The sequence below is a fragment of the Hymenobacter citatus genome (assembly GCF_014333615.1).
Classification (GTDB): Bacteria; Bacteroidota; Bacteroidia; order Cytophagales; family Hymenobacteraceae; genus Hymenobacter; species Hymenobacter citatus.
The window spans coordinates 287,264-302,808 of the sequence record NZ_JACSCY010000003.1 but is presented as its reverse complement, the minus strand read 5'-3'; the positions used below and the strand labels follow the sequence as shown (position 1 = coordinate 302,808).

10 protein-coding genes are annotated in these 15,545 nt (G+C 59.1%); all 10 read right to left on the bottom strand.

Annotation, left to right across the window (positions count from 1 at the left end; translation table 11 throughout):
- Positions 1–102 precede the first annotated feature (102 nt).
- Positions 103–1,755 carry a TldD/PmbA family protein gene (locus tag H8B15_RS05560; protein WP_187318680.1) on the bottom strand — a complete coding sequence of 551 codons (1,653 nt, stop codon included), beginning with the start codon at positions 1,753–1,755 and terminating at the stop codon, positions 103–105.
- Positions 1,756–1,981: 226 nt separating this feature from the next.
- A complete protein-coding gene (locus H8B15_RS05555) occupies positions 1,982–3,637 on the bottom strand; it encodes a TldD/PmbA family protein (RefSeq protein ID WP_187318679.1) in 1,656 nt (551 codons plus the stop codon).
- 97 nt (positions 3,638–3,734) lie between these two features.
- Complete coding sequence (locus H8B15_RS05550; protein WP_187318678.1) at positions 3,735–4,037, bottom strand: GIY-YIG nuclease family protein; 303 nt, start codon at positions 4,035–4,037, stop codon at positions 3,735–3,737.
- Positions 4,038–4,121: 84 nt separating this feature from the next.
- A complete protein-coding gene (locus H8B15_RS05545) occupies positions 4,122–5,456 on the bottom strand; it encodes a TldD/PmbA family protein (protein WP_187318677.1) in 1,335 nt (444 codons plus the stop codon).
- A gap of 79 nt (positions 5,457–5,535) precedes the next feature.
- Positions 5,536–7,185, bottom strand: coding sequence for a TldD/PmbA family protein (locus tag H8B15_RS05540; protein WP_187318676.1), 1,650 nt, complete (start codon positions 7,183–7,185; stop codon positions 5,536–5,538).
- A gap of 320 nt (positions 7,186–7,505) precedes the next feature.
- Positions 7,506–8,651: a PepSY-associated TM helix domain-containing protein gene (locus tag H8B15_RS05535; protein WP_187318675.1), complete on the bottom strand. Its 1,146-nt coding sequence runs from the start codon at positions 8,649–8,651 to the stop codon at positions 7,506–7,508.
- Between the two features lie 152 nt (positions 8,652–8,803).
- Entirely contained in the window at positions 8,804–11,245 is a 2,442-nt protein-coding gene (locus H8B15_RS05530; RefSeq protein WP_246455324.1) for a TonB-dependent receptor, read from the bottom strand.
- 116 nt (positions 11,246–11,361) lie between these two features.
- Positions 11,362–12,393, bottom strand: coding sequence for a 5-methylcytosine restriction system specificity protein McrC (locus H8B15_RS05525; RefSeq protein ID WP_187318673.1), 1,032 nt, complete (start codon positions 12,391–12,393; stop codon positions 11,362–11,364).
- A gap of 227 nt (positions 12,394–12,620) precedes the next feature.
- On the bottom strand, positions 12,621–13,958 hold the full coding sequence (locus H8B15_RS05520; protein ID WP_187318672.1) for an AAA family ATPase: 1,338 nt from the start codon (positions 13,956–13,958) through the stop codon (positions 12,621–12,623).
- Between the two features lie 292 nt (positions 13,959–14,250).
- On the bottom strand, positions 14,251–15,519 hold the full coding sequence (fucP, locus tag H8B15_RS05515) for an L-fucose:H+ symporter permease (RefSeq protein ID WP_187318671.1): 1,269 nt from the start codon (positions 15,517–15,519) through the stop codon (positions 14,251–14,253).
- Positions 15,520–15,545: the final 26 nt, after the last annotated feature.

The following is a 15,545-nucleotide window of genomic DNA, read 5'->3' as shown; positions in this document are numbered from 1 at the left end:
GCGCGTTGCACGCGCCCGTCGTTGCTGATGTTGTTGCTGGCTGGATAAATAGGGTAGGAAAACAAGCGGTACCGTTCAACGACGGGCGCCTGCAAGGCGCCCCTACCCGATCTTCCGGGCCGTATTAATCACATTCACCCCATTGAACCGCGTGGTGCTGGAACCGTGGCTGACGGCCGAAATCTGTGGGGGCTGGCCTTTGCCGTCAAAGAAGGTGCCCAGGAAGCGGTAGTCCGACTGGTCGCAGGTGGCGGCGCAGCTGTTCCAGAACTCCTGGGTGTTCGACTGGTAGGCCACGTCCTCAATCTGGCCGGTGATTTTGCCCTTCTCGATGGCGTAGAACAGCTTGCCGCCGAACTGGAAGTTGTAGCGCTGCTGGTCGATGGAGTAGGAGCCGGCACCCACAATGTAAATGCCCTTGTCGACGCCTTTTATCATATCGTCCACGCTCATTTTCTTGGCGCTGGGGCGCAGGCTCACGTTGGGCATGCGCTGAAACTGCACGTTGCTCCAGGAGTCGGCGTAGCAGCAGCCGTCGGAATGGTCCTGGCCCACTACCCCGGCCTGGTCGCGGATTTTCTCGTAGTTCACCAGCACGCCGTTTTTAATCAGGTCCCACTCGCCGGTTTTCACGCCTTCGTCGTCGTAGCCCACCGCTCCCAGCGTACCGGGTTGCAGCTTATCAGCCACGATGGTTACGGCCGGCGAGCCGTACTTGAAGTTGCCTGATTTCAGCTTGTCGAGGGTAGCGAACGAGGTGCCAGCGTAGTTGGCCTCGTAGCCCAGCACGCGGTCCAGCTCCAGCGGGTGCCCTACCGACTCGTGAATGGTCAGGCCCAGGTGGTCGGGGTCGAGCACCAAGTCGTACTTGCCGGGCACGACGCTTTTGGCCGTGAGCTTGGCTTTGGCCTGCTTGGCGGCCAGGGCGGCGTCTTCCAGCATGTCGTAGCGCATCTTGTAGCCCACGGTGCCCGTGCCAGCCGGACCGGCTATTTTCTCGCTGGCCTTGGGCGTGAGGTACTCGTAGCCCAGTCCCATGGAAGTGCCCAGCGAGTCGCGTGAGCGGAATTTGCCCGAGGCGCGGTCCACCACCGTCACATCGAAGGTCGGCCAGATGCGATGGATGTCCTGGTCAATATAGGAGCCGTCGGTGCTGGCAAAGTACTTCTGCTCGTTCACCTGAAACAGGTTGGAATTCACGTAGCTCGCGCCGTTTTCCATCGCCTTGGCATTCACCGCCAGCAGAAAATCAGCTTTCTGCTTCACCGGCACCTCAAACGCGTTCTGCTCGATGGGCGTTTTCCAGCTCACCTCGCCGTAGCCTTTTTGGGGCGCCAGCTGCACCGGTGTTTTCTGAATTTTGGCGTTGGCCTTGGCAATGGCTACCGCCTCGCGGGCGGCCTGGGCCACGGCGGCCTCGCTCACGTCGTTGGTTGCGGCAAAGCCCCAGGCGCCGTTCACCAGCACACGCACGCCTACCCCGTAGCTTTCGGTATTCACGATGTTCTGCACCTGCTTCTCGCGGGTGAACACGTACTGGTTCAGGTAGCGCCCTACCCGCGCATCGGCGTAGCTCGCTCCAGCAGATTTGGCCGCGTTCAGCGCTGCATCGGCCAGACGTTTTTTTACCGCTATGTCCACGCCTTCCAGCAGGCGCTCTACCTCTACGGGCGTGCCGCCGAAGCCCGGCAGCGAGGGTAGAAACAAGGCCCCGGTCGCCAGACCAGTCAGCCCCACAAAATCACGACGACGCATAGGTTTGATGTGTTGGTATGCTGATCAGTGGATATGCTGATTAAATATAGTTATTTATTGATATAAAGATTGTTGAGGGACAGAGTAGTGTATAAAACCGTCATTCCGAGCTTGTCGAGGAATCTCGCGTGCTAATGCTGGATACTATCTGTCGTCAGCACGCGAGATTCCTCGACAAGCTCGGAATGACGGTCTTATTTAATCATTCAACCCATCAGCACATCAGTTACCCAATCTTGCGGGCGGTGTTAATCACGTTCACGCCGTTAAACCGGGTAGTGGCCGAGCCGTGGCTCACGGCCGAGCTTTGGCCTGGCTGGCCTTTGCCATCGTTGAAGAAGCCCACGAGGCGGTAGTCCGATTCGTCGCAGCTGGCGGCGCAGCTGTTCCAGAACTCCTGGGTGTTGGCCTGGTAGGCCACGTCTTCCAGCATGCCCGTGATTTTGCCCTTCTCGATGGCGTAGAACACGATGCCGCCGAACTGGAAATTGTAGCGCTGCTGGTCGATGGAGAAGGATCCGTTGCCGGCGATGTAGATGCCTTTATCCACGCCTTTTACCATGTCATCCACGCTCATTTTGGCCTTGCCGGGTTGCAGGCTTACGTTGGGCATGCGCTGGAATTGCACATCCTGCCACGACTGCGCGTAGCAGCACCCATCCGATTCGTTTTGTCCCACGATGTGCGCCTGGTCGCGGATTTTCTCGTAATCCACCAGCTTGCCCTGGTCAATCAGCGTCCAGCGCTTGGTTTTCACACCTTCGTCGTCGTAGCCCACCGCGCCCAGCGAGCCGGGTTGTAGCTTGTCGGCCACAATGGTCACCTGCTTCGAGCCGTACGGAATGTTCTTCGCCTTCCAAGCCAGATCGGCGAAAGAAGTACCAGCGTAGTTAGCCTCATAGCCCAGCACGCGGTCCAGCTCCAGCGGGTGCCCTACCGATTCGTGGATGGTCAGGCCCAGGTGGTGCGGGTCGAGCACGAGGTCGTACTTGCCCGGCGTCACCGATTTGGCCGTGAGCTTCTGCTTCGCCTGTTTGGTGGCGTTGGTCACGTCTTCCAGGATGTCGTAGCGCTGCTTGTAGCCAATGACATCGGAGCCGGCCGGCCCGGCAATTTTTTCCTTGGCGCTAGGCGTGAGGTACTCGTAACCCAAGCCCATCGACGCGCTCATAGAAGGCCGCGAGCGGAACTTGCCCGAAGCCCGGTCGATGGCCGTAACGGTGAAGGTAGGCCAGATGCGGTGGATGTCCTGGTCGATGTAGGAGCCGTCGGTGCTGGCAAAATACTTCTGCTCGTTCACCTGAAACAGCGCCGAGTTCACAAACGACGCGCCGCCGGCCAGGGCCTTGGCGTTGGTTTCCATCAGCAGGTCTACCTTCTGGGCAATGGGTACCTCAAAAGCATTCTGCGTAATGGGCGTTTTCCACGACACCGTGCCGTAGCCTTTCTGCGGCACCAGCTTCACGGGCTCTTTCTGCACCTTGCTGTTGGCCTTAGCAATGGCTACGGCCAGCTGTGCGGCCTTGGCAATGCCTTCGTCGGTTATCTGGTTGGTAGAGGCAAAGCCCCAGGTGCCGTTGGCAATAACCCGGATGCCCACACCCTGGCTTTCGCTGCTGGCAATGTTCTGCACCTGCTTTTCGCGGGTGAAAATGCCCTGGTTGAGGTAGCGCCCAATGCGCACATCAGCATAGGTAGCCCCCGCCGATTTGGCCGCGTTCAGGGCCACATCAGCCAGGCGCTTTTTCAGGGCCACGTCCAGGCCGGGCTCCAGCAGGCGCTCCGGCGTCACCAGCAGCCCGCTGCCGAAACCGGGGATGCTGGGTAGTAAAAGGGAGCCAGCCGCTAAGCCGGTCAGTCCCACAAAATCACGACGTTTCAAAGGGGTAGGGGTTAAAGTGTCATTCCGAGCGCAGCGAGGAATCTGATTTACCACGTAGGCAATCTATGTTCTTCACTGCGGCTCAGCGACAAGTTGTTTAGGGAGTTACTTCCGTTGTCAGATCCCGCCAATCCGGATTGAAGCTGGCAATCAACGCGTCTTTTTTCTCGCGTCGCCAGCCCTTTATCTCCTTTTCACGAGCAATTGCCTGCTTAATATCGCCAAACTGTTCCCAGTACACTAGCAAGTTGCAGAAGTAGCGGCCTGCAAATGTGTAAGGCTGCCCTTCGTTGCTCGTATGCTGATCCAAACGACGCACCAAGTCGTTTGTGACGCCTATGTAGAGGGTAGTTCGTTTGGGATTGGTAACCAGGTAAACGTAATAGTGATGGTGTCGCATATAGCGTGATATGCTTTTGAGTGAAGCAAGAAACCTGAATGCATGCTTATCACTCAGATTCCTCGCTCCGCTCGGAATGACACGTTACACCGCGTCCGACAGGCTGGTGAAGGTGAAGTCGCGAATCTTGAGCGGGGGCACCAGGTTGCCGCCCATGCGCACCGGCTTGCCAATGGCCTCCAGGTTGTTGAGCATGATAATCGGCGACTCGTTGAAGCGGAAGTTCTTCACCGGGTGCTTGATCTTGCCGTTCTCGATGTAGAACGTTCCGTCGCGCGTCAGGCCGGTGTAGAGCAGCGTTTGCGGGTCTACGGGGCGGATGTACCACAGGCGCGTCACCAGAATGCCTTTCTGCGTGCCCTTTATCATGTCTTCCAGGCTCTGCGTGCCGCCTTCCATAATCCAGCCGTTGGGGCGCGGAATATCAGGAATACCGGCTTTCTGGGCCCAGTAGCGCGAGGTGTAGAGGTTCTTTACTACCCCCTTCTCAATCCAGGTGGTCTTCTGGTGTGGGCGGCCATCGCCGGAGAACGTGAGGTCGGCAATGTCGGGGTTGGTAGGGTCCGAGTAGATGGTCACGCGCTCATCAAAGAGCTTTTCGCCCTTCTTATTACCGCCTCCTTTTTTGCTCAGGAACGAGCGGCCTTCGTCGGCCGAGCGGGCATCGAGGGCACCCATCAGCGCAGCCAGCAACGAAGCATCGGTATTAGCGACCAGCGCGGCGGGCTCCATAATCACGGTGTACTTGCCGGGCTCAATAGCCTTCGCCTCGCGCGACATAGCCGCTTTCTTGGCGGCTGTGGTCGTGAGGGCGCTGGTATCGAGCTTGCTGGCGTCGTTGTAGTCGGCGGTGGCGTAGCCCGAGCCGGTGCCGTCGGGCGTGCGCACCGTTACGCTATACGTTACGCCGCTACGCTGCTGGTAGGCCTGCAAGCCCTTGCTGTTGCGCACGGCCCGGAATCCGGCTGAGTCTTCCAGGAAAGCAGCCGACGACAGCTTTTGCTGGTCGCAGATCTGCATGCCGGCGGCTACCTGCGTGGCGCGGTAGTCGGGGTTGATGGCGGCCGTGCGTTGCGAGAACGACTCGGGAGCGGCCACGTACTGCTGCGGGCCGAGCAGGGGCATATACTCGGGGCTTTCGGGAGCCAACCGTGCGATTTCCTCGGCGCGTTGCACGCAGCTACGCAGGGTAGCGTCGTCGAACTGGTTGCAGGTAGCCACGCCCGAGCGCTTGCCGAAGCGCGACTCCACGGCCAGCGACACGTTGTCGCTAGCACCGCTGGTGCTGATGGTGTTGCGCGCCGTGCGCACGTTGCCACCGACGTTGCCCGAGAGCGACGCCTCGCACTCATCGGCCTTGCTGAAGCTGAGCACTTTGGTCAGAATGGCCTGTGCTTCTGATTGGGAGAGAATTGCCATGTATGAAGTGAAGTAGGGGCGCTTTGCAAGCGCCCATCGTTGCTGATGTTGCGAATGGTAAAGGGTAGAGGCAGGCGCCCTACCCGATTTTGCGAGCGGTATTAATCACATTCACGCCGTTGAAGCGGGTGGTAGCCGAGCCGTGGCTCACGGCCGAGCTTTGCGCAGGTTGGCCTTTGCCGTCGTTGAAGGAACCAAACATGCGATAATCTGACTGGTCGCAGGTGGCGGCGCAGGAATTCCAGAACTCCTGGGTGTTGGCCTGGTAGGCCACGTCTTCCAACATGCCGTCAATCTTGCCTTTGTTGATGGCGTAGAACACGGTGCCGCCAAACTGGAAGTTGTAGCGCTGCTGGTCGATGGAAAACGAACCGCGGCCGGCAATGTAGATGCCTTTGTCCACGTTCTTCACCATATCGTCCACGCTCATTTTGGCCTTACCAGGTTTCAAACTCACGTTGGGCATGCGCTGGAACTGCACATCTTCCCACGACTGTGCGTAGCAGCAGCCGTCGGAATGGTCTTGGCCCACGATGTGCGCCTGGTCGCGGATTTTCTGGTAGTCCACCAGCATGCCGTCCTTGATGATATCCCACTGGCCGGCTTTCACGCCTTCATCGTCGTAGCCCACGGCACCCAGCGAGCCGGGCTGCGTTTTGTCGGCCACAATGTTCACCACCTTCGAGCCGTAGGGCTTGTTCTGCTTTTTCCAATCGAGGGTAGCAAACGAGGTACCGGCGTAGTTAGCCTCGTAGCCCAGCACGCGGTCCAGCTCGGTGGCGTGGCCAATGCTTTCGTGAATGGTGAGGCCCAAGTGGTTGGGGTCGAGCACGAGGTCGTACTTGCCCGGCGTCACCGACTTAGCCGTAATTTTCTGCTTGGCCTCGCGGGTGGCGGCCGTAATGTCCTCCAGCAAGTCGTAGCTCATCTTGTAGCCCACCAGGCCCGAGCCGGCCGGCCCCGCAATCTTGTCCTGAGCCTTGGGTATCAGGTACTCGTAACCCATGCCCATGGGCGCGCTCAGGGCCTGCCGCGAGCGGAACTTGCCCGAGCTGCGGTCCACGGCCGACACTGTGAAGGTAGGCCAGATGCGGTGAATGTCCTGGTCGATGTAGGAACCGTCGGTACTGGCAAAGTACTTCTGCTCGTTGATCTGGAACAGGGCCGAGTTTACAAACGACGCGCCGCCCTCCAGCGCCTTGCCGTTGGCCGAGAGCAGCAGGTCTACCTTCTGGGCAATGGGCACCTCGAAGGCGCTCTGCACGATGGGCGTTTTCCAGCTCACCTCGCCGAAGCCCTTCTGCGGAGCCAAAATCACCTTCTCCTTCTGTACCTTGCTGTTGGCTTTGGCAATGGCCGTGGCCGTTTGGGCAGCCTTGGCCAGGCCGGCTTCCGAAAGGTCGTTGGTAGCGGCAAAGCCCCAGGTGCCGTTGGCAATAACCCGCACGCCCGCGCCCTGGCTTTCGCCGCTGCCAATGTTCTGCACCTGCTTTTCGCGGGTGAAAATACTTTGGTTGAGGTAGCGCCCAATGCGTACATCGGCGTAGCTGGCCCCCGCCGATTTGGCGGCGTTCAGGGCGGCGTCGGCTAGGCGTTTCTTCACGGCCACGTCCACGGTTTCCAGCAGCCGCTCCGGTGTTACCAGCGTGCTGCCAAAGCCCGGAATAGAGGGTAGGAACAGGGCACCGGTGGCCAGGCCGGTTAAGCCCACAAAGTCACGTCTTTTCAAGCAGGTTGTGGTTTTGGTGATAGGTTGATCGGAAGTTTACCAATAAATCGTGAAACTTCACAAGAAGGACGCACGTAGCCGAGCCAGGCTGCATCCGTTGTTCACCTAATCTTCACAAAAAAGTAACGCCGCAACCTAGAGGCTGCGGCGTTACTTTTTTGGGGTATGAGTCAGCAAGTGAACGATGATACGCAAGGAACTATAAGACCGTCATGCTGAGCTTGTCGAAGCATCTCGCGTGCTGATGCTAGATACTATCTGTCGTCAGCACGCGAGATGCTTCGACAAGCTCAGCATGACGGGCTGGTATTTCTTGTAGCCTACCCCACCGCCACGCGCACGGGGCGCTTGTGCGGGCTTTTTTTGTGGCGCCTACCCCACCAGATAATCGTACCCGTAACGGGTAGGCTAGCCGAAATCAGGCTAGCCAGAAAGGCTACCAGCTTGCCCCCAAACCCCAGAATCTGCCCCGTGTGCAGGTCGTAGTTCATATCAGAAAGCTTGGTTCCGGCGCTCTTGGTGGCGTGAAAGCGGGAGTCCAATAGCTTGCCCGAAATCGGGTGAAAGGCGTACTCGTCGCGATGGTAGTAGTGCAGGGCTTTCTGGTAGGTCCAGCAAAACGCCGGGGTCTTGCCCGTGCCGGTGGGACCTAGCAGAATCATCTCATAGGTAGGCGACAGGCGGCGGACAGTGCGGTACACCACGTCGGGTAGGGGCTGGGTAGTGGCCGTCGCGGTTTGCAGGGTGTCAAGCTGAGTGGTCATGATTTCCGGCGGCGCCTTTCGGCCCCCATCCACCGCCACCTGCGTGGCCTCCAGCATACCGGGAAAAATCATCACCAGGCCCGTCAGTGCCAGCACCAGCCCAATGCTGGCCGCATAAAAGCCCAGTACATTGTGCAAATCGTAGTTGACGCGCCGCCAGCGGGCACCCCACTTAATGGTGAGGCGCTGTTTGCGCTCATGCTTGCGCTTGGGCCACCACAGCACAATGCCCGTAACGAGCATCACCACAAAGATGATGACCGAGCCGCCTACCACCCACTTGGCAATAGCCTCTGGCAGCAGCAGGTGCATGTGGATTTCCTGCACAATGCTGAAGAAGTGCGTGCGCAGGTTCTGCTCCTTTAGCACCTGCCCGGTGTAGGGGTTCAGGTACACCTGAATGGGGTTGCCGGCTTTGTCGGTGAAGAACACGGTGGCCGAGCGCTCGGGGCCGAAGTACGTCACCCAGGTATCGGCGGGGGTAGCTTGGCCGGGGTGGGGGGCCAGGGCGGCGGCTTGCAGCTGCGAGGGTAGGGCCATGGCGGTGGCCTGGGCCTCTACCGTGCGCCAGGGCTCCGTCAGGTCCCGGATGTCATCCTGAAACACGAAGATGGCGCCGGTGAGGCTCACTATAAACACCACCAGCCCGGACGCGAGTCCGAGCCAGAGGTGTAGTTTGCCAACGAGCTGCTTAACCGTCATAGGCGGGAGTGTTGGGTTTGGTTGTCAGAGTTGCTGGCTGAACGATGTAGAGACGCATCCTTGCGTCTTGTCGTTGAACGATACCGGTCACGCGGCGCGGGCGATGAGACGCAAGGATGCGTCTCTACATCGTTCAGCCAGCACTCTACCAACTAAAATTTATAAGCGATGCTGCCGATAATGCTGCGCAACTTTTGTGCATTGAGGGTGGTGTAGCCTATCCAGTAATGCTCATTGGTGAGGTTATCCATTTTCACGGCAAAGCGGTAATGCGGCAGATCATAGAAGGCACTGGCGTTGAGCACTGTGTAGCTGGGTAGGGTGAAAACGCCCTGCGATACGCTGTTGAGAATCTTGTTGTCGCTGGCGTAGTTGCCCCCAAAGCCCAGGCCCAGGCCTTTCAGCGTGCCGCTGGGCTGGCGGTAGCTCACCCAGGCATTGGCTAAGTAGGGCGAAGAAGCCGTGTTGGGGCGACGGCCGTTCACGTCATCGCTGGTATTCACAAACTTTGAGTAGTTATAAGCAAAGCCGCCCACAATGTTCAGGCCCTGTACCGGGTTGGCCACCAGGTTCAGCTCGGCACCGCGGCTCCATTGGGTGCCGTCCTGGGCACTCACTGTAAGGCTGGTGTTGGGGTCGGTGTAGAGCGTGCGCAGGATGTTCTGCACCCGGATGTCGTAGTAGCTCACGGTGGCGCTTACCCGGCCCTGAGCCGCGTCGAGCTTCACGCCACCCTCTACTTGGTTGGCACGCTCAGGCTTGGTCACAAACGACTCGCCTTGAGCATTCTGGTAGCTGCTGTTCTGGTTATTAAAACTGTTTTGGTAGTTCGCAAACAAGGAAATGCGGTCTTTCACCGGCTGGTATACCAGACCAAACTTCGGCGAAACGGCCGTCTGCTCATAAGCCTCGATAGGCGAGTAGAGAATGCCGCCTTTGTTGTCGTAACGGTCGACGCGCACGGCAGCCAGCGCGCTGAGCTTGTCGGTGATGTTGAGCACATCCGAAGCAAAGGCGCTATAGGTGTTAATTTTGGTAGTGACCAAGTAATGCGGTGGCGGCGTGGCGGCGTAGGCGGCATCAACAGCCCTACCATTGAAGGTGCGATAATCGTAGCCTGGCACATTGAGTGGGGCCGTATCAATGATGCCCCCGAAGAAGTCCACATTAGAATCGACACGCAGGAAATCCAGGCCTACCACCACACGGTTGCGCAAGTTGCCTAGCAGGAAGTCGCCGTTGAAAAGCTGTTGCACTTCATATACTTGGCGGTGGCTGTCCTGGGTCGACTGGTCGGCCCGCAGCAGGCTAGTGACGCCGGGCGTAGTTACCGTGCCGCCGCTCAGGGCAATGTCTGAAGCCAGATAGAAGTAGGGGCCTTTGCCCTCCGAGAAGCTACGGCTCGATGAGAGGTAGGTAGTAGAGGTGAAGCTAGGCGAAATGCGGTAGCGCACCTGGCCAAACAGGTTGGTGCTGCGCGAGTCCTGCGTCAGACCCGGCCCCTGGTACGATTGGCGGTAGTCCAAAGGGGTCTGGTCGGCCCGTGAGAAGCCGAAGTTGGATACTTTATCGAGGTAATATATATAGACCAGTTGTTTGCCCACGTTGGTACCGCGGTACACTTCCGCATCCAGGTTGATGGTCAGGCGGTCGGTGGGTTGGAATTGCAGACTAGGAGCAATAGCCAGGTTTTTGGTGAAGCCCGTGTAGCCGCGGTTCTGGAAATTATCTTCGTACTGGTAGGCGCCGTTCAGGCGGAAGGCTAGGGTTTTATTCGCGTTCAGCGGCGTGTTCACATCCACACTGGCCCGGTGAAAACCATAGCTGCCCGCCGACAAAGCCACCTCGCCCCCTACCGTTTCGTAGGGCTTCTTGGTCACGCGGTTCAGCAGGCCGCCATACGAGGTCAGGGCACTGCCGTAGAGCGTGGCCGATGGGCCTTTGATAACTTCTAGCTTCTCCAGGTTCACGGCATCTACGGTGCTTGTAACGCTGCCCACTACGCCGTTGCGCAGCTGGCTGGATACCACAAAGCCTCGCGAAGCGTAGAACGAGCCACCATCACCGCTACGGCCAGTGGGCTCCCACATTTTCTGCAAACCCGGCGCGTTGCGGGTGGCATCGTCAACGGTAAATACCAACTGCTCCGTCAGTAGCTCTTTGCCCACGGTGGCATATACCTGCGGATTCTCAAGGTTTGAAAGCGGCATTTTACCTACGTATTCACTCGATTTGCGGGAGAACTTGTTGGTACGGTCGCCTTGCACGGTTACTTCGTCCAGCTGCCGGTCGCCTGGGGTTAGGATGAAATTGCGCGTTTGCTTTTCGCCGGTTTTCACCGTTACGCGATGCTCCTGGTTGAGGTAGCCCAGCAGGCGCACACCTACCACGTAGGAGCCACCCTGGCTGAGGGTAATGGTGTACTCACCATTGCTATCGGTATCGGTGCCCAAATTGGTGCCCTGCACGCCAACGGAAGCGCCAGACAGCGGGGCCCCCGCCGCATTCATTACCCGACCACTAAGTAAGGTCTGAGCTTGCGCCAAGTGGCCCAGTAGCAAGAAAAAAAGAAACAACGCCGTATGCGTTGCCAAACGAGAAGAGGGTAAGGGAGAGGTCATAGATTGTGTGCTGACTAGGCTGCAAAGTTCAGCGGGGTACAATCATTTTCCTAATTTTATTTAGACTAATTACTATTAGTAATGCCCAGTTAAGCTATAAGAGTCAGCAGAGCCGTGGCAATGCTTGGCCAAGGTTGCGCCAGATCCAGCGTGACTATGCGCACCGGGTGGCCGCCCAGGGTATAGCGCACATCTACCTCCTGCATGGCGGCGGGGTAGAGCAACACGCCTTCCAGGTGTTGCCCCGGCGTGGCCGATTGGTTTTGGAGGTAGGCGTAGAGCTGGTAGAGGTGAGGCGCAATCAGGCGCTGGCGGTTGTGGCGGGTGCGCAGGGCGGCGGCGTAGTACTTGGTATCGAGGATGATTTTGCGGTCAGCGGCTTCCAGGGAGGTGTCCGTTACCATGGTAGGGAGCAGGGCCAGGTCCTCGGCAGCGGCAGCGTCAGCCTGCCAGGCAATGGTTTCGGAGCGCACGCGGTAGCGGCGCTGCTCCAGGCGGTAGAAATTGCGCACAAACTGCTCAAACAGCCGCGCCATCAGCACCTCGTCGCGGCGGAAGTCGCGGAAGCGGTGGCGGCCCGTCTCGTCGGGCACGGGGAGGGCGCAGTGGTGGAGTAGGTCGCAGAGGTGCAACAAAAATGCCTGTGGCCCCGGCCACCGCTGCCGCCGGAGCAGACGCAGGGCTTCACCGGTAGGTGGGGTAGGATGCACCGCCGCTGGGAAGCGCCCCAGCACCTGCCGCACCTGCTGGCGCGTGGCGGCGGGTAGGGCGCGGGTGCGGCTTAGCTGCGCGAGGGTGCCCGCCAGCAGCTGGTTGAGCGGCGTATTGGCGTTCAGTTCCTCATACGTACACACGGCGCGGCCCCGCCGTAGCAGGTCGCGGGCAAGGGTAGGGGCCAGCTGCACCCGGCCACGCAGCTCCGTCAGCTCAGCTTCTTGCTCGGTATAGCCTACCGCAAGGCCGCACCGCAACTGCCGCCGGGTAGCCACCAGCAGCAAGTGCGTGAGCAGCGCCAGCGGCCTATGAAACTCCTGCGCCTCCACCGCCTGCGCCTCGGCTGGGTCTGGCAGCCGGTGCCAGGCATAGCAGAGTAGGTAGTACAGGTTGTGGATGGGAATCATGCGGTGAGATGGTGAGTGGTGAGATGGTGAGTTTGTGAGTAGTGATGTGGTGAACAAAAACCGCCTGTCATCCTGAGCATTCTGCGCATCAAGCGACGATGAAGGACCTTATGCCAGTTCAACGAGTCGTTGTTACGTCAATCTTTCTACCGTGAGAAGGCCCTTCGCAAGCAGACGCCAGATGGAGATGACAGACGCCTTTTATTCACTACTCACCATTTCACCACTCACCACTTCACCAAAAGCCGCTTCAACTCCGCGGCAGCTTTAGTGGGGTCTCCCTGCCAGTATTCTTCCAGCAGCGGCCCGATTTCCTGTTCCACAATCAATTGAAACCACGTCTCGGCCCCGGTGCCATTGGGCGGCTGGCAGAAATAACTATGCCCAATGCGAAACTCCGGGCCCAGTTCGGGGTCATCGGCAATGGTTTCATTAAGAGCGTTGAGGCGAGTAGTTAGGCGCTCTGCCAAAGAGCCTGGCAAGCCCTTTTCGAGTAGGGAAGCTTGCAGCTTCAGTCCAAACTCCGGGGCCAGCGCTACAAAGGCAAAGCGGCGACGCAAGGCGTAGTCGAGGGGCGTGAGCGAGCGGTCGGCTGTATTCAGGGTGCCAATCACATAGAGGTTCTCGGGCACGAAAAAGCGCGGGGCTTCGGCCGGCGAGTAGGGTAGGCGCACGGCGTGGGCGGGGCCGCGCTTATCGGCTTCCAATAGCAGCAGCAACTCCCCGAAAATACGGGCCACGTGGCCGCGGTTCAGCTCGTCGATCAGCAGAAAAAACGGCCGTTCGGGCACGGCGGCGGCGCGACGGCATACGTCTACTAACACCCCATCCTGCAACCGAAACGTCCCCGATGCATCGGGCCGGAAGCCCTGCACAAAGTCCTCGTAGCTGTAGCTCGGGTGAAACTGCACCCGCTCGATGCGGCTTTCGTCGGTGGCACCCAGCTCCAACCACGCCAGGCGCTGAGCCAAAAACGTCTTGCCCGTGCCGGGCGGACCTTGCAGCAGCAGATTCTTGCGCCGCCGCAGGGCCGCCAAGGCTGCATCCAGCTGCTCTTCGCTGATAAACAGCTCGGCCAACGCCTGCGCATGGGTGTAGGGTAGGGGGGCAGACGCCGCCGGGTAGGGAACCATCGGCTCGGCCGCTATGGCAGGGGTGTCGGGAGCATCGGCGGCAATTGGCTTGCCAGGCGCGGGCTTTTCGGCGGGGCGGCCGGGGTAGAGGTTGGCAGGCAGCTGGTCCTGCTCGGCCACATTGCCATCCTGCGGGGAGTTGGCCAGGGTAGGGCGCTTGGTGGCAATCGTGAAATCGAGGCGCTCCAGCAGGGCGTTGGTGGGCGTGCCGCTAGCCAGCGGCCAACGGGCCTGTGGCTGCTGGCTGGCCAAACGGTAGGCCAATTGCGCTACGGCCCGCGGCGGGTAGCGCCGGCTTTCAAACACCAAGTCATACACGGTGCCGGGCGCCAGGCGCAAGCCGTTCTGCTCGATGTGGCGCAGGGCGTCTAGCACGTGCGCGTGAGTAAGGTGCTCGGGTAGGAAAGGAGAAAGGGTAGAATCGGCCGTCATGCAAGCAAAAGATACGAGCAAAACGTTACGGACTGCCTTGCGGTTCGTTCTGGCGGTGGACCTCACCCCCCGGCCCCCTCTCCTCGGGGAGAGGGGGAGCCAGATGATTTAGCGGTTAGCCACTAGCTGTTAGCTGATAGCTTTTCTCAAACCAGAGCCAATAGCTAGCAGCTACAAGCTAACAGCTTACTACAAGGCTCCCCTTCTCCCTTTTCGGAGAGGGGGCCGGGGGGTGAGGCATACCGTGGAAGTCGACAATAATTCACCGCTCACAATTTCACAACTTCACCTTTTACCGCACTTTATACAACCGAGCGCCAAACAGGAAGATGACGAAGTAGCAAATGATGGGTAGGTAGTAGGCGTGGGCTACGTCTTCGTTGGCAACTTTGCCCATGAGGTAGGGGAAGATGGCGCCGCCGGCCACAGTCATTACCAGGAAGGAGGAGCCTTGCTGGGTTTTGGCGCCCAGGTCTTTGAGGCCCAGCGAGAAGATGGTGGGGAACATGATGCTGAAGAAGAAGTTCAGTCCCAGCAAGGCAATAAACGACGGCCAGCCCCAGCTTTGGGCAATAATGAGACACAGTATGATATTGGCGAAGGCGAACGTAGCCAGCAGCTTGTTGGGCGCAATAAAGCGCATCAGGAACGTGCCTACGAAGCGTCCTACCATCATCATCACCATGCTGAGAGCGAAGTAGCGCGATGCCACGGCATCGGTCAGGCCCATCTTCTCGGCGCCGTAATTGATGAAAAACGCCCAGGTGCCACCCTGCGCCGCCACGTTGAAAAACTGCGCCACCACGGCCCACACAAAGTGCGGCCGGTTGAACAGGCCCTTGGCCTCGGGCACTTCCTCGGCCGTGCCGCTGTAAAAACCGGCCTCTGGTTCGGCCGATACGTCAACGGCGTGGGCGTCTTGTAAGGCTGGCACCCGCACAAAGGCAAAGCATACCCCAATCAGCAAAATAACGCTGCCGATAGAGAGGTAGAGTGTTTTCACCGACGACAAATCACCATCAGCGTGTACGCCGCTCAAAATGAAATAGCTACCCAGCAGCGGCCCAATCACAGCCCCTAACCCATTGAACGACTGCGCAAAGTTGATGCGCTGGTCGCTGGTATTGGGGTGGCCTAGGGCACCCATAAAGGGGTGCGCTACGGCCTCTAGGGTAGCCAGGCCGCAGGCCAGCACAAACAGCGCCCCGCGGAAGAAGCTGAACGACTGCGCATTGGCGGCTGGTACGAACAAAAACGCGCCCAGCGCATACAGCCCCAGCCCCAGCAATACGCCATTCTTATACCCGAACCGCTTCATGAATAAGCCCGCCGGAATGCCCATAATAGCATAGGCCCCGAAGATGGAAAACTGCACCAGCCCGGAGTCGGCCTTGCTGACATTGAGCACATTCTGAAAGTGCTTGTTCAGCACGTCGCCCATCGTAATAGCCACGCCCCACAGCAAGAACAGAGAGGTGACGAACACCAGCGTGACGAGGTAGCGTTTTTCGGTGAAGGGCGCTGAGGTGGGGGTAGTAGTAGCCGGAGCGGTAGACTGCATAGAAAGAGTTGTTAGGGGGGAGTTGT

Bases quoted from the DNA above. Each gene is read 5' to 3' on its own strand.
- H8B15_RS05525 (WP_187318673.1), bottom strand. From the start codon at position 12,393: ATGATTCCCATCCACAACCTGTACTACCTACTCTGCTATGCCTGGCAC.
- H8B15_RS05535 (WP_187318675.1), bottom strand. From the start codon at position 8,651: ATGACGGTTAAGCAGCTCGTTGGCAAACTACACCTCTGGCTCGGACTC.
- H8B15_RS05545 (WP_187318677.1), bottom strand. From the start codon at position 5,456: ATGGCAATTCTCTCCCAATCAGAAGCACAGGCCATTCTGACCAAAGTG.
- fucP (WP_187318671.1), bottom strand. From the start codon at position 15,519: ATGCAGTCTACCGCTCCGGCTACTACTACCCCCACCTCAGCGCCCTTC.
- H8B15_RS05560 (WP_187318680.1), bottom strand. From the start codon at position 1,755: ATGCGTCGTCGTGATTTTGTGGGGCTGACTGGTCTGGCGACCGGGGCC.
- H8B15_RS05520 (WP_187318672.1), bottom strand. From the start codon at position 13,958: ATGACGGCCGATTCTACCCTTTCTCCTTTCCTACCCGAGCACCTTACT.
- H8B15_RS05550 (WP_187318678.1), bottom strand. From the start codon at position 4,037: ATGCGACACCATCACTATTACGTTTACCTGGTTACCAATCCCAAACGA.